Raw genomic sequence first — 20,512 nt, 5'->3', positions numbered from 1 at the left:
AGTAACATATTTAATGGATAACTTTCAAATTGAAACTGCCCAAAATATAAGTATTGAACAGAATGTGGCGGGAATAGGTGAGCGTATCCTTGCTTTTCTGGTAGATATCTCCATAATGGTGATCTACATCATCATGGCCTCTCTTGTGATGGCGGGTCTTAAAGGTGATGGTAGCAGTGAGATCATGTACTATTTTGTTTTGGGTTTACCTCCATTCCTGTACTTCTTACTTTGGGAAACCTTCTGGAACGGGAGAACACCAGGGAAAGCCCTGCTTCAGATCAAGGTTGTAAAAAAGGATGGTTCAAGACCACAATTTTCAAATTACCTCGTTAGATGGTTGCTTAGATTTATTGATATTAGCATTACCATGGGAGGTATTGCAGTGGTTACTATATTGCTTAACGGTAAGGGACAAAGATTAGGAGATATTGCTGGTGGTACCACAGTTATTTCTGAAAAAAAGAAAGTAAACATCGAAAATACGTTAGGGGTAGACCTGCCTGAGAACTATCAGCCAAAATATCCTCAGGTTACAGTTTTAAATGACCAGGACATTCAGGAAGTGAAGAATATATATCAACAAGCCAGGAGAGAAGGCCAACATCATATTATTCTTTCTTTAAGCGGAAAGCTCGCAGATCTAATGGATATTCAAGTTGATGAAAGACCTATGGATTTCGTGCAAAGAGTGATCAATGATTATAATTATTACACTCAGCAATAATTAATTCAAAATCTCAATATCCATTTCCACATTATCTATGGGCCATTCTGAATCTCCAGTTTTAACCTGGGCGATCTTCTCGGCTACATCCATTCCTCGAATAACTTTTCCGTAAACCGTATGATCGTTATTTAAGTGTGGTGTACCATTTTTATCCATTACGATAAAGAATTCGAAAGGAGAGGAAGCTTTACTTACGTTTTGTTCAGAATATTTTGCGGCAGAAAATGAGCCATAAGTATGTTTATGTCCGGCTTCAAATTCGCTAGGAATTAGATAATTTCCAACATCTCCACGACTACTGGCAGTAATCTGATTATCGGCATTTCCTCCCTGGATCACAAAACCTGGTGCTACCCTATGAAAAAAGGTATTATTGAAATACTGGTTTTTAACAAGCATAATAAAATTTGCTCTATGCAACGGAGTATCACGATAAAGTTGCACCTCTATATTCCCAAATTTGGTTTTTATCCTAACCCTTGTTTCCTGGTTGTTTTTACCGTATTGGGTAAGGGTAGGGATAAGTTCCTCCTGAACGATTGGAAACATATCATTCTTCTCTATCATGGTTTGCTTATCCTTACGCGCTAATTCTTGTTTGCGCAATTCAAAAATACTATCTCGTGCTCTTTGAATAGAGTCCTCTTTCTGTTGAGCTTTTAACGCTTCCGGAGATTGGGATACCCCTTTTTTCGAGGAAGTTTCCTTATCTTCACAACTTGCGAAAAAGAGAACTAAAAGAATTGCTACAAAAGAAAGCTGTTTGAACATGGAATTTGAAATTTTTAGAAACCGGATTTCAAAGTTAAAAAAAATGCAGCTTCCCGGAGAATCTGCGCATAGAAAACTGGCTCCTTTGATCAGGATCAATGAACTTGATGAAATAGATATGTCTGCAAGGAATCCTCAGGAGGCCGGTGTAATGGCCGTATTTTATCCTGATAATGAAAATGTAACCAGGCTGGTGTTAATATTAAGGAAAACCTATAAAGGTGTACATTCCAACCAGGTAGGCTTTCCTGGAGGAAGGGTAGAGGAAATAGATAAAGATCTGGAGGAGACTGCGCTAAGAGAGACTGAAGAAGAGGTGGGAATACCTCAAAACGAAATAGAAGTGGTTAAAAAACTTTCCAGACTTTATATTCCGCCTTCAAATTTCTGGGTTCAGCCTTATATAGGATTATTAAAAACTACCCCTCAAATGGTCGCACAGGAAACCGAAGTGGAGGAAATACTCGAAGTAAAACTCAGTGATTTTTTAAATGATGACAATATGATCACAGAGAATTTAAGTACTTCTTACGCTAAAGAAATTGAAGTTCCCGCTTATAGGCTTAATGGCTATGTTGTTTGGGGTGCCACCGGGATGATGTTAAGTGAAATAAGAGAACTGCTCTTAAAGATATAAATCTTCAAGTAAGGTTCTGAACATCTTCTCAATTATGTGGTTAAAAAATGAATTTTGGAATACTTTGGATTCGTAAAGTGTTATAGGAATGTTAATCTAATTATTATATTTGCCGCTGGTTCTAAGAAAGCTGAAGAAAGAACGCGGTATAAAAATAAGATCAGCAATGGGATTATTCAAAAAGAATCCATTTGGACATTATTTAATTTTGAAAAAGTGGTTGATCCGCATTTTCGGAGTTTTAACGCATAGAAGGTATAGAGGTTATAATGAATTGCAGATAGAAGGCTCAGAGATCATCAAAAATCTACCTGGTACCAATGTGCTTTTCGTTTCTAATCATCAAACTTATTTCGCTGACGTTACAGCAATGTTCCATGTTTTTAATGCTAGTTTAAGCGGAAGGGTAGATAGTATTAAAAATGTTGGATACATCTGGCAACCAAAAATGAACATTTACTACGTGGCTGCTAAAGAAACTATGAAAGCCGGTTTGTTAGCCAGAATTATGGCGTACGCCGGAGCGATCACTGTAGAACGTACCTGGAGAGCCAAAGGACAGGAAATTAAGAGAGAGGTTAATCCTAACGATACTGAAAATATTGGTACGGCCTTAGATGATGGCTGGGTGATCACATTTCCGCAGGGAACAACGAAACCATTCAAACCTATTCGTAAAGGAACTGCTCATATCATCAAAAACCATAAGCCAATTGTTATCCCAATTGTGATAGATGGATTTAGAAGATCTTTTGATAAAAAAGGGCTTCGAATAAAGAAAAGAGGGATACTTCAAACTTTTCAGATCAAAGAGCCTCTGGATATAGATTATGAAAATGAAAGTATCGAGGAGATTGTAAATAAGCTGGAATATGCTATAGAGCAACATCCTTCTTTCCTCAAGGTAATCCCTTCAGAAGAGATCCAGGCGATGGAAGATCTCAATGAACAGCGCCGCTGGGGGTATTAAGGGTGATTTTAAGCGATAAGTTTTAAGCTGTAGACTCAGTTTATATGGTTTTCAAAAGTAAATTTGATATTTTATAAATTATAAAGTCTAAATCAGCCTTCGACAAGCTCAGTCTGGCATTGAGTTGCTAAATGAGATACTTTCCTTAAAAGATTAGATTCTGAAAGTTGCAGCTCAATTACGATAATTTTAAATACTTCTCACTTCAACCTATTCCATTTCCAGCTTCTTAAGCTCTTTATAGTTTTTATATAGTCTACGAAGTAAAATTCCATATACAACTCTATAGATAAGCCAGATCACTCCTAATAATATAGCAAGGGCTAAAAGGGTTCCTCCAATAAAAATTAACCATTGTGTAGTGTCAAAAGACATATCTCTGGTGGTAGATTCAGCATCTATAGCATGGTTGCGAAGCATTAAGGTCATCGTTATAAGAAAAACTATACCGCTTGATATCAATATAAATCCGATATAGTACTTAACCGTTTTCCTTGTTCTAAGAATGTTCTTCATCAACAGGGATGCATTATCGGTAGTAGAAATCCTTTTATAATTGCGGTAAAATCTATAGATAAAGTAAAAGGTGATCAGGTAACTTACAATATATACTATTATGGTAAATTCAGTAAGATTATATTTTTCCATTTGTTGCCAATACTCTTTATCGGCAAGGACAATATTCAATATAGCTCCCAGGAAAAATTCGAGGATACTAATCACAAAAATCCATTTTACTATCGAGGAAGATTTCTTCCAGATCATCTTATAAATTTCATTGTAAGAAAGATGGGGCAGGCTTTTTTCCTGCTTTTTCCAATCCTCTTTTAATAGATCTAAGTCATCCATAATTTATCAAGGATTAATAATGTTCTTTAATTTTGTTTTTACCCTGTTCATTTTCACTCTTGCATTAACTTCTGTGATCCCAAGGGTATCAGAGATCTCAGCATAATTTTTATCTTCCAGATATAGAAAGACCAAGGCCTTATCAATATCATTCAATTGTTTTACTGCGTCATACATCAACTTTAAATGCCTTTCCGCGGCATCATCATATTCTTCGGCCTTAATTTTAAAATGGAAATTGTCATAATCCTGAGTCTTTATACTCCTCTTTTTCTTACGATATAATGTAATTGCAGTATTCAGGGCAACCCTGTACATCCAGGTACTAAACTTTGAATCGCCTCGAAACTTAGGATATGCTTTCCATAACTGTATTGTGATTTCCTGAAAAAGATCGTTATGCGAATCCTGATCATTAGTATAGATACGGCAGATTTTATGTGCAATATTCTGGTGTTTCTCCAGATTTGTTACAAACTGATGTTCTAATTCTTTGTTCACGAATGTTTGGTTAGCAAGTAATAGGTAGTTAAATGAATTGCTATGTTACAAAAAACTTTAATTTAAAGTTAATCCATCCTTCATTCCTTGTATAAATAGTAAATTTGAGTAAAACCAGCCGAATTTATGAATATCCCAAAAACCGACTTACCCAGAGTAGTAATTATAGGAGGGGGTTTTGCCGGAATGGCTCTAGCTAGAAAGGTGCTAAAAGAAGATATGCAAATGGTGCTTTTAGACAGGCATAACTATCATACTTTTCAACCTCTATTATATCAGGTTTCAACTTCTGGTCTTGAACCAGATTCTATAGCCTACCCGCTACGTAAAATAACCAGATCAAGTGAAAAATGTTTTTTCAGGTTAGCTGAAGTTACTTCAATTTCTGCCGAAAAAAATACAGTTCACACCAATATTGGTGATCTAATCTATGATTATCTTGTGATCGCTACAGGTTCTAAAACCAATTTTTTTGGAAATGACAGTATAGAAGAGCATGGAATGTGGATGAAAACAGTCCCTCAGGCTTTAAATATTAGAAGTTTGATCCTGGAGAATTTAGAACAGGCGACCATTACAGATGATCCTGAGAAACGTAAAGCATTATTAAATTTTGTACTTGCTGGTGCAGGACCTACTGGTGTTGAACTTAGTGGTGCAATTGCTGAATTACGTAATCATATTGTACCTAAGGATTATCCAGATCTGGATCCTAATGAAATGAATATTCACCTCTTAGAGGGATTAGATCGTGTTTTACCTCCAATGAGTGAACACGCTTCTAAGAAAGCTCATGAGATGCTGGAAGAGCTTGGGGTTAAGATCCATTTAAATACTATGGTGGAGAATTATGATGGGCATCTTGTAGACACAAATACTGAGCTGGCCATTAAAACCGAAACATTTATCTGGTCTGCTGGTGTTACCGGGGCTCCTGTCGCAGGTTTGAATGCTTCAGCCATGGTAGAAAAAGCCAATCGTTATGAAGTAAATGCCTTTAACCAGGTTAATGGTTATGAAAATATTTTCGCAATAGGGGATATCGCTCTAATGCAAACTGAAGATTTCCCTAAAGGTCATCCTATGGTAGCTCAGCCGGCTATTCAGCAAGGGAAGCATCTGGCTAAGAATATAAAGCATCTAATAAGAGGTGAAAAACTGGAACCTTTTGAATATTTTGATAAAGGAACCATGGCTACTGTTGGTAGAAACAGGGCAGTTGTAGACCTACATAAATGGAAATTCTCAGGATTCTTTGCCTGGTTCGTTTGGATGTTCGTTCATCTATGGTTTCTGGTAGGTTTTAGAAATAGAACAGTTACATTCTTTAACTGGATATACAATTATGTTAACTTTGATAAAGCAGCCAGGTTAATTATAAGACCATTTAAAGGTCACGAAGAGAAAATGACCATGGACAAAGAAAAAGTATAAAAGAAGCCCCGCAAATTAGCGGGGCTTTTTAATTATCTATTCTTGCGAATCTCTTTGTTATAATCTGAAGCCAGATCTGTTTTTTGTTTATCGGTTAGCACTTTACCAGCCATTTGAAAAACCTCATGTTCTTCTTCATCGAGGTGATGAATTAGTTGATGTTCCAGATCTTTGGCTAATTTTAACCAATTTGAAGCATCCATCTCTGTATCTTCTAGTTGCTCCACCAGTTCATCCATTTCATGATGTTCTGCAACACTATGCCTTGCCTTTTCCTGGGTCATATCCTTTTCCATTAACGGAATGTAAAAGTGGCGTTCTTCTGCATCTTCATGAATTTTTAATTCGTGTTTTAGATCTTCAAATAATTTCTTTCTCTCTTCGGTCTTTCCTTCAGTTTTGATCAATTTATCTATAAGATCTCTTTGTATTTCGTGCTCCTGTCTTAAGGCTTCAAAAATGGTCATTATTTAATTTTTTGGATTTGACCTCAAGTTATTCATTTAAATGTTAAAGATTATTTAATTTTCAGGTTGAAAAGCCAAAATCGAGATAAGAATACAATTCGGAATGGAAAATTGACAATTCAGAAGTTTAGTTTTCGATCTAGCGTACAATCTTCTCAAATTAGCTTCAGAATATAAATTGACTATGAAATTTCTGTTTAAAATATTAAAGATCAGTTTTGTGGTAACGCTCCTGGTTATTTTGCTGGATACCACTTTTAACGGAATGGACTACGAGAATTTTAAAAATGCAGATTACTGGGGAATGTATTTTTTCTATTCCTTTGTGCTTACCGCTTTAAATTCACTCTATTTCTGGTTCTTCGGAAAAAAGATTGGCTGGGCACAAGCTGGTGTAAAAAGGGTGATCATCGCAACCGCTGGCTCTATAGTTATTACCTTAATAGGATTCTTTTTCTGCAGATTAGTCGATAAAACGCTCTATCAGGGGATAGCTTTAGAAAGCTTTCTGGAAAATGAAAGCATTGGGTTTTACTTTTTCCCATTAATGTTTACGGCGATCATTTCTCTCTTTTTTCACCTGGTATATTTCTATAAGGCAGTTCAGGAGAAAAAAGTAAAGCAACAGAAGATCATAGCAGGTACAGCATCTGCCAAATTTGATGCCCTTAAGAATCAATTAGATCCCCACTTTCTTTTTAATAGCCTGAACGTGCTGGCTTCACTTATTGATGAAAACCCAGACCAGGCACAGAAGTTTACCACTGCACTTTCTAAGATATATAGATATGTGTTGGAGCAAAAGGACAAGGAGCTGGTGAGTGTAAAGGAAGAATTAAACTTTGCAAATACCTACATGAAATTGCTGAAAATGCGATTTGAGAATAGTATTTATTTTGAAATACCTGAAGAGTTATCTAACGAAGATGCTAAGGTAGTGCCGCTTTCCCTGCAGTTATTACTGGAAAATACTATCAAACATAATATTGTAAGCGAGAATAAACCATTAAGGATCAGGATCTATGAAGCTGACGGATATCTTATCGTAGAGAACAATTTTCAGAAGAAAGAAGTTTTAAGCGGTAGGAAAGGAGTAGGGCTTCAAAATATTGTGAATAGATATAACGAAGTCACCCAAAGAAAAGTTTTAATCGAACAAAACGAAGAAATTTTCAGTGTAAAATTACCTGTATTAACCAAACAAATTTCAGTTATGGATACAAATGAAATCAACCAGGAGAACGCTTATTTTAAAGCAAAACAGAGAGTAAAGGAGATCAAGGAATTCTACGGAAACCTGATATCATACAGCGTAGTCATTCCTTTCCTTATTTTCATCAATTACTACACCTATTGGGATTTTCAGTGGTTTTGGTTCCCTTTATTCGGATGGGGAATTGGACTAACAATTCACGGGTTTTCAGTATTTGGATATGGATCAGACTGGGAAGAACGTAAGATAAAAGAGCTTATGGAGAAAGATCAGAATCAACCTAAATCATGGAAATAATGGAAACGAATTATAAAGAAAATATCAGTTATAAAGCTGCTCAAAAACGGGTTAAAGATATCAAAGGTTTTTACGTACACCTGGTAGTTTATTTGTTCATTAACATCGCTATTTTTATTGTTACCACCCAGGACGAAGGATTCGTTAATGGCCTTTCAGATATTTCAAACTACTCTACCATATTTTTCTGGGGTATTGGTCTATTCGCCCATTGGGCAAGTGTTTTTGGTCCAAATTTTCTCTTCAGTAAAAGGTGGGAAGAGAAAAAGATTAAAGAGCTGATGGAGCAGGATAAAAAGCAGATCTGGAAATAAAGTATTTACATATATAATTAAAGAGTGATAAGAGTTATAATTATTGAAGACGAAAAGCCGGCTGCCAGGCGCTTACAAAGAATGCTTGCAAAACTGGGAATAGAAACCCAGATCATGCTTCATTCGGTTGCAGAAGCTGTAGACTGGTTTAATAATAACCAACATCCAGATCTTATATTCCTGGACATTCAATTAAGCGATGGCCTTTCTTTTGAGATATTTGAGCATATAAAAACAGATAGTGCGATTATTTTTACGACCGCGTACGATGAATACGCACTAAAGGCTTTTAAGCTAAATAGCATAGATTATCTTTTAAAGCCAATAGATGAAGAGGAACTGGAGGCTGCGATCACTAAATTTAATAATACCCAAAAGCAGTCCAGTAACTTTGATGTAAGTGAATTAAGATCTTTACTAACTCAATCTACTAATAGCAAGAATTATAAAACGAGATTCACGGCTCAAATCGGGCAACATCTTAAACTTGTTGAGATTGCAGATGTAGCCTGTTTTTTTTCTGAAAATAAAGCTACCTATATTCATTGCAATTCAGGTAGAAATTATCCAATAGACATTCCGTTAGAGCAACTTGAAGAAGATCTTGATCCTGATAAATTCTACCGTATCAATAGAAAGTGTATTTTGAACATCAATGCAATTAAAGATATCGTCTCATACACTAATTCCAGATTAGAGGTAAAGCTTGAAAACTTTAATGAATTCCAGCTAATAGTAAGCAGGGAAAGGGTAAGGGATTTCAAGACCTGGTTAAATAACTGATTTATAAATGTTAAAATTGAAAATTTAAAAACCAACGTGCATCTCCTTCCGTATATCTTGATATAACTCTAAGGTTTGTTATTGAATAATTTGCCTTTTGTCAAATTATCGATTTTGAGTTTTTGATTTTTTTGGTTGGTTAGATGCTTAGAGGTTAACAAATTCCTCCCGGAATTTTTCTAAGTATTTACAAAGATAAGCCCCGCGTTTTCACGCGGGGCTTATTGTTTATAATTATTTTGAATAGATCATTAAGGAGCCGCAGCTACCGCACCCAGTACGTATAATTGATCCATTGTAGGTGAATCACTACCACCTTCTGGCTCAAGTGTAATACCAAATGCCTGTGATTCATTGGCATTTTCTAAGGCGAAGATCTTATTGTCATCCATATCAAATTCATCAAGTAATCCAATACTGGTAGGAGTAAGTGGCTCCAGTTTTAAAGACCATACCTGGTAAACCTTACCTCTAGGAGGTTCCGGAAGATCTTTAGCGTCTATATACGCTTTGTTTTCTTCCTTATTCCAGTAAACGGCGGCATATGCCTCTGGTGCTACATTCTGTCCCTGTAAAGATACTTTTGAAACGTTCTTGTCCCTTAATACGGCAAGTAGTTCTTCAGACTTTTCTGCATCTTCTCTTGCATCAGCGATCTGCTGCTCCATTTTAGCATTTTCAGCCTGTTCTGAGCTAAGCTGTTCTCTCAGGTTATTCTTATCTTCAAATACGAAGAATAGTCCAACAAGAAGTACCACAGTTGCGGCCCATCCCATGTAAGCGACCCAGTCTGTTTCCTTTTTCCTTTCGATACCAATAACAGTACCTTCAGATTTGTTTCCTAATTTTTTCTTTATACTGGCAAGTATCGCCTCTGCATTATATGACGGAGCGGCTGCAGCAGATAATTTCTGCAGGGCAACTTCGATCTCCTCAACCTCTTTTCTTATTTCAGGATGTTCCCTTAATGCCTGGCTAACTTCACGGCTTTCTGCTTCAGTAAGCGCACCGTAAACGTATAATTCCAGTATTCCAGATGATATGTATTCTTTTATATCCATTTCTTATTCTGCTAACATTTCCCTTAACTTATTTATACAGGCTCTGTTTCTCGTTTTGACAGTTCCCAGGGGCATTTCAAGTTCTTCAGCGGTTTCTTTTTGGGTATAACCTTTAAAAAATAAAAGGTCTATCAACTTTTTACAAACCGGCTTAAGAATATCGATATACTTTTTGATCCCGATCGCATCAGCTTTAGCTGAAAAGTTTGATCTGCTCTCCAGAATATCTACGAAATTATCTGCAGCAAGGTTTTTCTTACTGTTCTTATGGCTTTTAGATCTTATGTGGTCTATAGAAGCATTTCGGGCTATATTCAGGATCCAGGTAAAAAACCTTCCTTTATCAGAATTATAAGAAGAAGAGTTATTCCAGATCTTAAGAAATACATCCTGAAGTATTTCCTGTGCTATAGCCTCATCATTTAATATACTATATATGATACCGTAAACGCTTTCAGAATATAATTCATAAATACGTTGAAAAGCCCTTTCATTACCATTTTGGAGTTCAAGGATAAGTCCGTCCTGCTGCATAAATTTTGTTTGAGGAAATAAATATAAGTTTTATAAGTATATAAAAAAAGCGGCTTTTCGGCCGCTTTAAAATAGTATTTGAAAATTCTTTACATATTAATTTCTCCACATCCTACGCGGGTTCCGGCTGCACCAGAAGGTTGAGAAGTATAGTCATCAATACCATCGTGTACGATTACAGCTTTTCCTAAAATATCCTTTTTAGCATCGCCACATCCTATACACCACTCATCTGTACTCATATTAACAGTACCATTACCATTGGCATCAACTTCGAAATTCCCGATATCTCCTTTATGATATCCTTCAGAGTCTCCCCATTCACCATGTTGAGCATCGGTTGGGTTCCAGTGACCTCCAGCAGATTTACCATCAGCAGCAGAACAGTCTCCTTTTTCATGGATATGTATAGCATGTGTACCTTCGGCTAAACCAGAAATGATCGCGGTCATAGATACTTCACCATCTTCTTCAGTGAATACTACGTTTCCTGATAAATCAGAATCACTAACCGAATTAAGAGTAACCTTTACTTTTTTTACTTCTTTTTCCTCTTCGGTCTCCATATCAGAAGTCATTTCAGTTTCTGACTGGTCTTCCATTTCTTTTTCTTTTTTGTCATTCTTGCAACTTGTGAAGATTAATCCTGCACAAAGAACAAGAGATAAGCTAATACGTTTCATAGTGTTTCGATTGGTTTAAAAATCATTTAATGACTCTAAATTAATCCTATTCAAAGGGATCACCAAAGATTTAAGTATAGCTTAACAATGGGAAAATATTAGGGGACAGATCTAAGAATTTCTCAACTTCGTTTTAATCTGTGCTTTTGCAGATAAGGTTTTATGTACCGGGCACTTATCTGCTATTTCCATTAATCTTTTGACCTGTTTATCATCCAGGTCACCTTTTAAAGAGATCTCACGGTCAAAACTGTCTATTTTGGCCATATCATTTTCGCAATCTGCACAATCATCAGCATGCTTTTTGGAATAATTTACGTGGGTTTCAACATTATCAACATTCCATTTTTTTCTACGAGCGTACATTTGTATAGTCATGGAAGTACATGCTGCCAGTCCGCTCGACACTAATTCATATGGATTTGGTCCAAGATCACTACCACCAGCTTTTACCGGTTCATCTGCAATAAAATGATGCCTGCCAGCTACCATTTGAGTGGTATAACCCTCATGGCCAAGATTTGCCATAACTTCGTGGTCTGTTTCCAATTCTGGCACTTCAGTTTCTTTGATGTAGTTGCTGGCCCATGCCGCAATCACGGTACCGGCATATTGAGAATCAGGCTTGTTGCTTAACATATGATCTGCACCATCCAGAGAAATAAAACTTTTTGGATGCCATGCAGCTTTGTATAGTTCTTCAGCATGGTCTATAGATACGATTTCATCCTGTGGTGAATGCATAATAAGCAATGGTTTTCTTATTTTATTCATGGCCCTGGCATCTTTATTTTTCTCAAGGTCATCTACAAAATGCTTTTTAATCTTGAAACTGCGACCACCAATTTTAATATTTGCTGAACCTTCGTTTTCAATTTCATTCAAACTAGACTCAAAATGTTTTTGAACGTGGGTTAGATTGGAAGGGGCATTGATGGTGACTATAGCTTTAACAGATTCGATCTTTGCTGAAGCGAATAGGGCAGCGGCACCACCTAAAGAATGACCCACTATCAAGGCAGGTGCATTATATTCTTTTTCCAGGAACTTTGCTGCCGCAACCAGGTCATCTACGTTTCCAGAGAAACTTGTATCTTCAAATTCTCCTTCACTATCTCCCAGTCCGGTAAAATCGAACCTTAAAACTCCATAGCCTTTAGAGGCAAGGCTCTTACTAATATTTGATGGAGCATGAAAATTCTTATTACAGGTAAAGCAATGTGCAAAAAGAACAAAGTTTTCCGGGTTTTTATTGAATGGTAATTCTATAACTCCTTTCAAGGTTTTAGAATCTGAATTCTTGAAGCTTACGTCGATCTTTTGCATAATTATATAATTAAGGAAACAGAATTTCCTGGTAAATATCAAGAATAAAAAAAAGCTGCCTTGGTGGCAGCTTTTAATTTGATAAACTATTCTTAAAGTTCTTTTATTTTAATATTTCTAAACCAGACTTTATCATCATGATCCTGCAATGCTATATAGCCTTTGCTACTGGTTCCAAAGTCTTCCCATTGACTAAATTTAGAGTCCTGGACCATATTTTTCCATTTTTCTCCATTTACAGGAAATTCAGTCACCTTCACTCCATTTAATTTTACCCAGCCTATATTTTCTTTATGATCTATATGAATAACTTCCTTATTCCATTCCCCGGCAGATTTCGTAACATCTTTATTTGGAGGTACCATATCGTATAAAGCACCAGCAGTACGGTTTAAACCGTTTTTTGCATCTGGATGTTTTTGATTATCAAGGATCTGTATTTCAGGGCCGGTGTAATAAGGCTCATCGTATTTATCCATTTCCTGTACCCCATATAATATTCCGCTATTTCCACCTTCAGAAATTTTCCATTCGATCTGAAGCTCAAAATTTTCATATTTATCTTTAGTCATTAAATACTCTTTGATCCTTTTATCACCTTTTGCAGGAGCAAATGAGATCGCACCATCCTCCACTTTCCACTGGCTAGAAATCGAATCCCTATTATAGGTCTGCCAGCCTTCCAGATCTTCTCCACTAAAAAGTACTTTCCATTCCTTATTTTCATTGGTCTTAGCTTCCATCTTTTCAGTTTTGGCTACTTCAACTTCCTGAGATTCTTTCTTATCGTTTTTGCATGAAGTCAAAGCCAGTATGGAACATCCTATTAAAATTATTCTTTTCATTATCAATTTTTATTAATTCCTAAAATTCGTTTTAGTTTACTTTCATCAATTTCAGATCCTGCAAAGTCATCGAACCTTTTTTCTGTTGCTTCAATAATATATTTTTTAATAAACGGAGCTCCTTCTCTAGCTCCCTGATCTGGTGATTTAATACAACATTCCCATTCCAGGACTGCCCAAACATCACAGCCATATTCTGTTAATTTTGAAAAAACAGTTTGAAAATCTACCTGACCATCTCCAGGATGTCTGTATCTACCGGCCCTATCTTTCCAGTCACCAAAACCACCAAACATTCCTTTTTTTCCGGTAGGATTAAATTCAGCATCTTTTACATGGAACATTTTTATATAATCGTGATAATGGTCTATATATTCAATATAGTCAAGTTGCTGTAAAACAAAATGGCTTGGATCATATAGAATATTCACCCTTTTATGATTATTTGTAGCATCCAGAAAACGCTCAAAAGTGACTCCGTCATGCAGGTCTTCACCGGGATGAATTTCGTAACAAACGTCTACTCCCTGTTCGTCAAATTCATTTAGAATAGGCATCCAGCGTTTCGCTAATTCCTTAAAACCCATTTCTACGAGGCCTTCTGGTCTTTGAGGCCATGGATGCATAGTATGCCATAGAAAAGAACCACTAAAAGTACCATGCACATCCAATCCTAAATTACGGCTGGCTTTTGCACAATATTTTAGTTGATCTATAGCCCATTTTGTCCTTTTTTCAGGATTGTTCTTGTAATCATCAGGCGCAAAATTATCGAACATAATATCATAAGCAGGATGAACTGCTACAAGCTGTCCCTGTAAATGAGAACTAAGCTCGGTTATTTCCAGCCCATAAGATTCAATGTTACCTTTTAGTTCGTCACAATAAGTTTTACTATTAGCTGCTTTTTCTATGTCTATTAACCTGGTTTCCCAGGTTGGGATCTGGATACCTTTATAACCTAACTTTGATGCCCATTTACATAAACCATCCAGTGAATTAAAAGGTTCTTTATCGTCCATGAACTGTGCTAAAAATACAGCAGGTCCTTTGATCGTCTTCATTTTCTAATATTTTATATTAGTCTTTCATTTCTATCCAAACATTCCCCTTTTTGTGTGAGGAAACAGTTTTTTCAATAAAATTCATTCCGCGTAAACCATCATTGAGCTTGGGATAAGCTCCTTCGAATTTTGATTTATCTCTAATAGCCATTGCCACACCGTAGTATATGTTACCCATAGAATCAAAAATTCCTTCTGGGTGGCCCGGCGGTAGTTTAGTGCCTTCTAAAGAGAATTCGCTTAGAAAGCCATGACCTGGTTTAATAACCTGTAATGGCTGGTCTTCTTTTAGTAAATAAAGGTGATTAGGATTTTCCTGTTCCCATTTTAGTCCGCCTTTATCTCCATAGATCTGAACAGTGAAATTGTTTTCTTCCCCGGTAGCGATCTGGCTGGCTCTAAGTACTCCTTTAATGTTATCCTGAAATCTTAGAAGAACGGTACCGTCAATATCCATAGGGTTGTCTTCATATAGATAATTAAGATCTGCCAGGATGTTTTCTACTGTCATACCCGTGACAAATTCCGCCATATTGAAAGCGTGGGTTCCTATATCTCCAATGCAACAGCTAATTCCAGATTTTTCAGGATCTAATCGCCAGGTCGCAGATCTTTTTTCCTTGTCATGAATCAATGGATTGATCCATCCCTGGTAATATTGAACATCTACTTTTTGAATCTTTCCAATATCTCCATTCGCGATCATTGTCTTCATTTGCCTTATCATGGGATATCCCGTATAAGTATAGGTAACCGCGAAAATTACATTAGATCTTTGCTGAAGTTCATTTAGTATTTTGGCCTCTTCATAGGTGGTGGTAAGAGGTTTTTCGCAGATCACGTTGAAGCCATTTTCCAGTAACTTTTTTGCCATGGGAAAATGTAGAAAATTGGGCGTTAGTATAGAAACAGCTTGAATTCGTTTATCCTCGGGTAGTTGTTTCTCTGTTTCAATTAAATGATCCAGATCTTTATAAACCCTTGATTTATCTAATTGAAGTTTTTCACCAAATTGCAGACTTTTCTCATGTTTAACGTCAAAAACTCCTCCTGTAATCTCGAACTGGTCAAACATGTTTGCCGCAACCCTGTGTAATATTCCAATTAAGGAATCTTCTCCTCCGCCTAATATTCCTAGTCTGATCTTAGCCATAATTCAATTCACATTTATATTTCAATATCCTTTTTATCGATCTTTTCATTTTTAAAAAATAAGGCAAAAAGTAGCATTACTCCAAATGCAAATCCTGCAGGATAGATCCAGATCGTTTCCCAATCGTGCATTTTTTCTCCGGTTAAATATGCATTGGTGATAAGTCCAGCAACGTAAAAACCAATGAGCATTCCCACGCCATAGGTTGCCAGAGTGATAAGTCCTTGGGCTGAACTTTTAAATTTTGAACCAGCTTTAAAATCAGTATAGATCTGTCCAGATACAAAGAAAAAGTCATAACAGATTCCGTGTAATGCTATACCTGTAAGGAGCATAAAAATCAGCTCTCCAGAATCTCCATAGGCAAATAATATATATCGAAGCGTCCAAGCCAGCATCCCGGCGATAATAGTCATTTTAAAGCCAAACTTTTTAAAGAAGAAGGGAAGAAGCAGCATGAATAATACTTCAGAAACCTGGCCTAAGGTCATAAGGCCGGTTGGATTTTCAACTCCAATTTCAGATAAGAATGGATTTGTATTCTGGTAATAAAAAGCTAGTGGAATACATATGAGCACAGATGCAACGAAGAAAATTAAGAAATTTCGATCCTTCAGTAGGCTCAGCGCATCTAGACCTAGTGTCTCAACGATACTAACCTTTTTAGACCTGTCGGCTGTAGGAGGTGTTTCAGGCAATGTAAAACTGAATAACCCAAGAAAAGCAGAGGCAATACTTACCATTAGAAAGGTATATTTCAACATCCCGTCCTGTCTTGCTTCCGGAGCATCCCAGTAGAATAAATAGCTAATTACTAATCCCGCCACGATCCATCCTATCGTTCCAAAAACCCTGATATAAGAAAATTCCTTGGCCGGGTCTTTCATTTGGTTAAAACTAACCGAATTCACTAAAGCTAATGTTGGCATATAAGCGATCATATAACCCAGCACGAGTGGGTAGAATTCAGCAAAATCTGTGCTTATGTACATTAAATAAAGCAGAATAGCGCCTATTATATGTAAGATACCAAGAATCCTTTCCGCATTAAAAAAGCGGTCGGCAATTAGCCCAATAATAAAAGGAGCGATAATTGCTCCCCAGGACTGTGTAGAGAATGCAGTTGAAATTTGTACATCTGTAGCATTAAGATTGTAACCAAGAAATGTTCCCAGGGTAACGAACCAGCCTCCCCATATAAAGAATTCGAGGAACATCATCAGGGAAAGTTGAAATCTTATTAGTTTATTCATAACTGAGAAATTGGGTTTTATAATGTTTTCCCCGCTTCAAGAAGCAGATTTTTAGTTTTCAGAATTCCTTCTTCAGGAGATATATCTGTTCCTTCGAATTCCACTCCTATAAAACCATTATATCCGCCATCCTTAATTATATTCAACATTTTCTTATAATTTATAGTCTCTTCCTCGCCATTATCATTAAACGTATAGGATTTTGCGCTAACCGCTTTGGCGTAAGGCATCATTTTTTTAACTCCTTCATATCGAGGATATTCTTCAATGCAAGACGCATCCCATCTTTCTCCACCTTTTCTTTGCAGGCAGAAATTCCCGAAATCTGGTAAAGTCCCGCAATTTTCCATATTTACCATTTTCATCACCTCTACCAATAGGTCGGCATTGGAAGATAAATATCCGTGATTTTCTACCAGAACATTCACATTCCTGCCGGCAGCATATTTCGAGAGTTTTGCAAGAGCATCTGCCGAATTAGCTTTCCATTCTTCAGGATCATTACTGCCAAAAAGATTTACTCTTATGGAATGACATCCAAGATAATTAGCAGCATCTACCCATTTTTTGTGATTTTCTACCGCCTTATTTCGCTCTATAGAATCTGATACCGCAAGATCACCTTCTCCATCAATCATCAGTAATACGTTTGTAACGCCAAATTTCTCACTACTTGATTTGAGTTTTTTAAGCATCGCCTGCATTCTGGCTTCAGGATCTTCAGCTTTTTTAATGCTATCTGCATAAAAACTGGTAACATACTCTATGCCTTCAAATCCCAGTTCACTTGCTTTTTCTGCAAAATCCATAGGATTCAATTCTCCTTCTTCAATTTGTGTATGTAAAGACCATTCTGCCAGAGATAGTTTGAAAAAAAGAGAATCTTGTGAATTTTCTGAAGTCGCTTTTTCAGGATTTAATTGGTTGTTATCAGCTTTTTGTTTACACGAAACAAAACTTACGATTAAAGAACTGATTATGATAATTAGAAGATTTTTGAGCGGCTTGAGAGTCATTGTCTATCTGGGTGTTATTGAAGGCATTACTTATATTTTCAAAATGAAAAATAAATGTAGGCTTTTTTTTAAAGATGCAAAATTATACCTATTAATTTATATATTTGATATACTTCGAACGGATTCTTCATCAAAAAAACAAATAATTGTGAGTAAATATTATGAAAATGACAATTATGACGCTATAGTTGTAGGCACAGGTATCAGTGGTGGCTGGGCTGCCAAGGAACTTTGTGAAAAAGGCTTCAAAACGCTTGTTTTGGAAAGAGGACGAATGGTTGAACATGTTAAGGATTATCCTACGATGAACGATGATCCATGGGATTATAAGTTCAAAGGACAGGTTCCCAGAGAAGAAAAAAAAAGACAGTTGAAACAGGCCAGAACCGGGTATACTGTTGCAGAACCTAGTAAGCACTGGTTTGTAGATGATATTAAGCATCCTTATAATGAGGTAAAACGTTTTGACTGGATGCGTGGTTATCACGTAGGTGGTAGGTCTATCATGTGGGGTCGCCATAGTTATCGGTTAAGTGATATGGATTTCGAGGCCAATAAGAAAGATGGTTTTGGTATAGACTGGCCTATTAGATATAAAGATATTGCTCCATGGTATGATCATGTTGAATCTTATATAGGTGTTTGTGGAGAAAAACTTGGGTTAAGTCAGTTGCCAGATGGTCAGTTTTTACCACCAATGGACCTTAACTGTGTGGAGGATTATTTCAGAGAGAGTATAGCTGAAAACTTTGATGGTAGAGTTATGACCTCAGGAAGGGTGGCTCACATCACCGGTGATAAAAAATTTGAAGGCAGGTCTAAATGCCAGTATAGAAACAGATGTATAAGGGGTTGTCCTTATGGAGGGTATTTTAGTAGTAATTCCTCTACTTTACCAGCTGCAGAAAGAACGGGTAATATGACCTTGAGACCTAACTCTGTAGTTAGCCAGGTGATGTATGATCCTGAAACTAAAAAAGCTACAGGAGTTAAAGTGATAGATGCCAATACGAAAGAGACGATGGAGTTCAAGGCTAAAGTTATTTTTCTTTGTGCTTCTGCCGTAGCTTCTGCAAGTATTTTGATGCAATCAAAATCTGATAGATTCCCTGACGGAATGGGGAACGATTCTGGTGAGCTTGGCCATAACGTAATGGATCATCATTTTAAAGCTGGTGCATCTGGAAATTATGATGGTTTTGACGATAAATATTATAAAGGACGAAAACCGAATGGTATTTACTTACCCAGATTTCGAAATCTAAATGGTAACGATGAGAACCTAGGTTTTATTAGAGGGTATGGATACCAGGGTGGTGCAAGTAGAACAAACTGGTCTGATAACATTGCAGAAGCTGCCTACGGAGAAGAACTTAAAAAAGCTATTGTAGAACCGGGAGGATGGAATATGGGACTTATGGGATTTGGTGAAACTTTACCATACCATGAAAATAAAATGACCCTGGATTATAATAAACTTGATGAATGGGATCTTCCAACGGTTACTTTCGATGCCGAATTCAAAGAAAATGAACTTAAAATGCGTGAAGACATGGTTTCCCAGGCCGTAGAAATGTTGGAAAAAGCAGGTTTTAAGGACGTAGAAGGATACGACGATATTGGAGCCCCCGGTCTTGGTATTCATGAAATGGGAATGGCCAGAATGGGACGAGATCCAAAAACTTCCGTTTTAAACGGAAATAACCAGGTGCATGGAGTTTCTAATGTATATGTAACAGATGGCGCCTTTATGACTTCTGCTGGTTGTCAGAATCCATCATTAACCTATATGGCGATGACAGCAAGGGCGGCAGATCATGCTTCAAAGAACTTCAAAAAGTCTAATGCATAAAATATAGATTATGAAAAGGAGACAGGCATTAAAGAATATAGGATTAGGAGCCGGGATATTTGTAATAGGGCCCTCTGCTCTTAGTTTATTACAAAGTTGTAAGAATGAACCTGAATATGATTGGGAACCAGCATTTCTAACAGCGTCTCATGGATACGCTTTAAAAAAAATTCTGAATATAATTCTTCCTACTTCAGATACACCTGGAGCAACTGACTTAAATATTCCTCAATTTATAGATTCTTATATGGATAAGGTTGCCGATGAGGAAAGAAGAGATAGGTTTCTTCGTTCTGCAAATGCGTTTTCAAGATCATTTAAAAAAGAATTTGATAAAGAGCAGGGGGAAGGAAGTGAAGAAGACTTTGAGCAACTTATAAAAAAATACCTGAAGGCAACTCCAGCTGAAAAAGAAGCTTACGCTAAAAGAAATACAGAAACTCAGGATGCTCAAAATCAGGATCCTGAAGTTGAAATTGATGATGATGCCGGTGCTTTTGCCTATTTAACCAGTATTAGAGGTGTAGGAATCTGGGCCTGGAAGAATAGCGAAGAAATAGGAGAAAATGTAATGTGGTACGACCCAATTCCTGGTGAATATATTCCATGTGGTTCTATAGATGAGTTTGGAGGGGGAAAGGCTATGTCTTTATAGTTGAAGGTTAAAATAAAAAGGCGTGTGATTATTTCAAGCATTATCTAATGCATAGTTGAATTGAGTAGTTGATAATTTGAATACTGGATATATTGCATAATTAA

22 protein-coding genes are annotated in these 20,512 nt (G+C 36.7%); 9 read left to right on the top strand and 13 right to left on the bottom strand.

Going from position 1 to position 20,512, the window contains the following annotated elements; all coding sequences use genetic code 11:
- Nucleotides 1–13: 13 nt before the first annotated feature.
- The gene (locus tag G530_RS0111435; protein WP_026934669.1) at nucleotides 14–727 is read left to right on the top strand and encodes an RDD family protein; all 714 of its coding nucleotides are present in this window, start codon (nucleotides 14–16) and stop codon (nucleotides 725–727) included.
- Here G530_RS0111435 and G530_RS0111430 read toward each other — a convergent pair whose 3' ends face one another.
- Nucleotides 728–1,501 (bottom strand): peptidylprolyl isomerase, encoded by a 774-nt coding sequence (locus G530_RS0111430; protein ID WP_026934668.1) that lies wholly within the window; start codon nucleotides 1,499–1,501, stop codon nucleotides 728–730.
- On the opposite strand from G530_RS0111430, the gene G530_RS0111425 reads away from it, so the two are divergent.
- Nucleotides 1,500–2,138 carry an NUDIX hydrolase gene (locus G530_RS0111425; protein ID WP_026934667.1) on the top strand — a complete coding sequence of 213 codons (639 nt, stop codon included), beginning with the start codon at nucleotides 1,500–1,502 and terminating at the stop codon, nucleotides 2,136–2,138. The genes G530_RS0111430 and G530_RS0111425 overlap by 2 nt on opposite strands.
- A 166-nt stretch (nucleotides 2,139–2,304) precedes the next feature.
- Nucleotides 2,305–3,108 carry a lysophospholipid acyltransferase family protein gene (locus tag G530_RS0111420; RefSeq protein WP_026934666.1) on the top strand — a complete coding sequence of 268 codons (804 nt, stop codon included), beginning with the start codon at nucleotides 2,305–2,307 and terminating at the stop codon, nucleotides 3,106–3,108.
- A 210-nt stretch (nucleotides 3,109–3,318) separates the two neighbouring features.
- On the opposite strand, the gene G530_RS0111415 is transcribed toward G530_RS0111420, so the two are convergent.
- Nucleotides 3,319–3,957, bottom strand: a complete 639-nt coding sequence (locus G530_RS0111415) for a hypothetical protein (protein ID WP_026934665.1) — start codon at nucleotides 3,955–3,957, stop codon at nucleotides 3,319–3,321.
- 6 nt (nucleotides 3,958–3,963) lie between these two features.
- Nucleotides 3,964–4,458, bottom strand: a complete 495-nt coding sequence (locus tag G530_RS0111410) for an RNA polymerase sigma factor (RefSeq protein ID WP_026934664.1) — start codon at nucleotides 4,456–4,458, stop codon at nucleotides 3,964–3,966.
- Between the two features lie 126 nt (nucleotides 4,459–4,584).
- Here G530_RS0111410 and G530_RS0111405 point away from each other — a divergent pair, with 126 nt between their 5' ends.
- The gene (locus G530_RS0111405) at nucleotides 4,585–5,892 is read left to right on the top strand and encodes an NAD(P)/FAD-dependent oxidoreductase (protein ID WP_026934663.1); all 1,308 of its coding nucleotides are present in this window, start codon (nucleotides 4,585–4,587) and stop codon (nucleotides 5,890–5,892) included.
- Nucleotides 5,893–5,924: 32 nt separating this feature from the next.
- On the opposite strand, the gene G530_RS0111400 is transcribed toward G530_RS0111405, so the two are convergent.
- Nucleotides 5,925–6,359: a hemerythrin domain-containing protein gene (locus G530_RS0111400; protein ID WP_026934662.1), complete on the bottom strand. Its 435-nt coding sequence runs from the start codon at nucleotides 6,357–6,359 to the stop codon at nucleotides 5,925–5,927.
- Between the two features lie 184 nt (nucleotides 6,360–6,543).
- Between G530_RS0111400 and G530_RS0111395 the strand changes: the two genes are divergently transcribed.
- The 3 genes from G530_RS0111395 to G530_RS0111385 are packed head-to-tail and all read left to right on the top strand — an operon-like array spanning nucleotide 6,544 to nucleotide 8,966.
- Entirely contained in the window at nucleotides 6,544–7,869 is a 1,326-nt protein-coding gene (locus tag G530_RS0111395; protein ID WP_026934661.1) for a 2TM domain-containing protein, read from the top strand.
- Complete coding sequence (locus tag G530_RS0111390) at nucleotides 7,869–8,183, top strand: 2TM domain-containing protein (RefSeq protein WP_026934660.1); 315 nt, start codon at nucleotides 7,869–7,871, stop codon at nucleotides 8,181–8,183. Before G530_RS0111395 ends, G530_RS0111390 begins: the two co-directional genes overlap by 1 nt.
- A gap of 27 nt (nucleotides 8,184–8,210) precedes the next feature.
- Nucleotides 8,211–8,966 (top strand): LytR/AlgR family response regulator transcription factor, encoded by a 756-nt coding sequence (locus tag G530_RS0111385; protein ID WP_026934659.1) that lies wholly within the window; start codon nucleotides 8,211–8,213, stop codon nucleotides 8,964–8,966.
- 251 nt (nucleotides 8,967–9,217) lie between these two features.
- Here G530_RS0111385 and G530_RS0111380 read toward each other — a convergent pair whose 3' ends face one another.
- The 9 genes from G530_RS0111380 to G530_RS0111340 all read right to left on the bottom strand — a co-directional run bounded on the left by G530_RS0111380 (nucleotide 9,218) and on the right by G530_RS0111340 (nucleotide 17,901).
- Nucleotides 9,218–10,027: an anti-sigma factor gene (locus G530_RS0111380; protein WP_026934658.1), complete on the bottom strand. Its 810-nt coding sequence runs from the start codon at nucleotides 10,025–10,027 to the stop codon at nucleotides 9,218–9,220.
- Nucleotides 10,028–10,030: 3 nt separating this feature from the next.
- Nucleotides 10,031–10,561, bottom strand: a complete 531-nt coding sequence (locus G530_RS0111375; protein WP_026934657.1) for an RNA polymerase sigma factor — start codon at nucleotides 10,559–10,561, stop codon at nucleotides 10,031–10,033.
- 89 nt (nucleotides 10,562–10,650) lie between these two features.
- Complete coding sequence (locus tag G530_RS0111370; protein ID WP_026934656.1) at nucleotides 10,651–11,244, bottom strand: superoxide dismutase family protein; 594 nt, start codon at nucleotides 11,242–11,244, stop codon at nucleotides 10,651–10,653.
- A 111-nt stretch (nucleotides 11,245–11,355) separates the two neighbouring features.
- The gene (locus tag G530_RS0111365; RefSeq protein WP_026934655.1) at nucleotides 11,356–12,570 is read right to left on the bottom strand and encodes a bifunctional alpha/beta hydrolase/OsmC family protein; all 1,215 of its coding nucleotides are present in this window, start codon (nucleotides 12,568–12,570) and stop codon (nucleotides 11,356–11,358) included.
- 92 nt (nucleotides 12,571–12,662) lie between these two features.
- Nucleotides 12,663–13,415, bottom strand: a complete 753-nt coding sequence (locus tag G530_RS0111360) for a 3-keto-disaccharide hydrolase (protein ID WP_026934654.1) — start codon at nucleotides 13,413–13,415, stop codon at nucleotides 12,663–12,665.
- Between the two features lie 2 nt (nucleotides 13,416–13,417).
- Nucleotides 13,418–14,479 (bottom strand): sugar phosphate isomerase/epimerase family protein, encoded by a 1,062-nt coding sequence (locus G530_RS0111355; RefSeq protein WP_026934653.1) that lies wholly within the window; start codon nucleotides 14,477–14,479, stop codon nucleotides 13,418–13,420.
- A 16-nt stretch (nucleotides 14,480–14,495) separates the two neighbouring features.
- Entirely contained in the window at nucleotides 14,496–15,635 is a 1,140-nt protein-coding gene (locus G530_RS0111350) for a Gfo/Idh/MocA family protein (RefSeq protein WP_169514041.1), read from the bottom strand.
- Between the two features lie 11 nt (nucleotides 15,636–15,646).
- Nucleotides 15,647–16,885, bottom strand: coding sequence for an MFS transporter (locus tag G530_RS0111345; RefSeq protein WP_026934651.1), 1,239 nt, complete (start codon nucleotides 16,883–16,885; stop codon nucleotides 15,647–15,649).
- A gap of 17 nt (nucleotides 16,886–16,902) precedes the next feature.
- A complete protein-coding gene (locus G530_RS0111340) occupies nucleotides 16,903–17,901 on the bottom strand; it encodes a sugar phosphate isomerase/epimerase family protein (protein WP_026934650.1) in 999 nt (332 codons plus the stop codon).
- Between the two features lie 148 nt (nucleotides 17,902–18,049).
- On the opposite strand from G530_RS0111340, the gene G530_RS0111335 reads away from it, so the two are divergent.
- Nucleotides 18,050–19,753, top strand: a complete 1,704-nt coding sequence (locus tag G530_RS0111335) for a GMC oxidoreductase (protein ID WP_026934649.1) — start codon at nucleotides 18,050–18,052, stop codon at nucleotides 19,751–19,753.
- A gap of 10 nt (nucleotides 19,754–19,763) precedes the next feature.
- On the top strand, nucleotides 19,764–20,408 hold the full coding sequence (locus G530_RS0111330) for a gluconate 2-dehydrogenase subunit 3 family protein (RefSeq protein WP_026934648.1): 645 nt from the start codon (nucleotides 19,764–19,766) through the stop codon (nucleotides 20,406–20,408).
- Nucleotides 20,409–20,512 lie beyond the last annotated feature (104 nt).

This window comes from Christiangramia echinicola DSM 19838, assembly GCF_000423065.1.
In the GTDB taxonomy this organism is placed as follows: Bacteria; Bacteroidota; Bacteroidia; order Flavobacteriales; family Flavobacteriaceae; genus Christiangramia; species Christiangramia echinicola.
This window is presented reverse-complemented; position numbering and strand designations above follow the sequence as displayed.

Coding starts and splice junctions, on each gene's coding strand:
- G530_RS0111430 (WP_026934668.1), bottom strand. CDS start 1,501: ATGTTCAAACAGCTTTCTTTTGTAGCAATTCTTTTAGTTCTCTTTTTC.
- G530_RS0111360 (WP_026934654.1), bottom strand. CDS start 13,415: ATGAAAAGAATAATTTTAATAGGATGTTCCATACTGGCTTTGACTTCA.
- G530_RS0111435 (WP_026934669.1), top strand. CDS start 14: ATGGATAACTTTCAAATTGAAACTGCCCAAAATATAAGTATTGAACAG.
- G530_RS0111345 (WP_026934651.1), bottom strand. CDS start 16,885: ATGAATAAACTAATAAGATTTCAACTTTCCCTGATGATGTTCCTCGAA.
- G530_RS0111395 (WP_026934661.1), top strand. CDS start 6,544: ATGAAATTTCTGTTTAAAATATTAAAGATCAGTTTTGTGGTAACGCTC.
- G530_RS0111375 (WP_026934657.1), bottom strand. CDS start 10,561: ATGCAGCAGGACGGACTTATCCTTGAACTCCAAAATGGTAATGAAAGG.
- G530_RS0111425 (WP_026934667.1), top strand. CDS start 1,500: ATGGAATTTGAAATTTTTAGAAACCGGATTTCAAAGTTAAAAAAAATG.
- G530_RS0111415 (WP_026934665.1), bottom strand. CDS start 3,957: ATGGATGACTTAGATCTATTAAAAGAGGATTGGAAAAAGCAGGAAAAA.
- G530_RS0111370 (WP_026934656.1), bottom strand. CDS start 11,244: ATGAAACGTATTAGCTTATCTCTTGTTCTTTGTGCAGGATTAATCTTC.
- G530_RS0111400 (WP_026934662.1), bottom strand. CDS start 6,359: ATGACCATTTTTGAAGCCTTAAGACAGGAGCACGAAATACAAAGAGAT.
- G530_RS0111340 (WP_026934650.1), bottom strand. CDS start 17,901: ATGACTCTCAAGCCGCTCAAAAATCTTCTAATTATCATAATCAGTTCT.
- G530_RS0111390 (WP_026934660.1), top strand. CDS start 7,869: ATGGAAACGAATTATAAAGAAAATATCAGTTATAAAGCTGCTCAAAAA.
- G530_RS0111420 (WP_026934666.1), top strand. CDS start 2,305: ATGGGATTATTCAAAAAGAATCCATTTGGACATTATTTAATTTTGAAA.
- G530_RS0111380 (WP_026934658.1), bottom strand. CDS start 10,027: ATGGATATAAAAGAATACATATCATCTGGAATACTGGAATTATACGTT.
- G530_RS0111355 (WP_026934653.1), bottom strand. CDS start 14,479: ATGAAGACGATCAAAGGACCTGCTGTATTTTTAGCACAGTTCATGGAC.
- G530_RS0111405 (WP_026934663.1), top strand. CDS start 4,585: ATGAATATCCCAAAAACCGACTTACCCAGAGTAGTAATTATAGGAGGG.
- G530_RS0111330 (WP_026934648.1), top strand. CDS start 19,764: ATGAAAAGGAGACAGGCATTAAAGAATATAGGATTAGGAGCCGGGATA.
- G530_RS0111365 (WP_026934655.1), bottom strand. CDS start 12,570: ATGCAAAAGATCGACGTAAGCTTCAAGAATTCAGATTCTAAAACCTTG.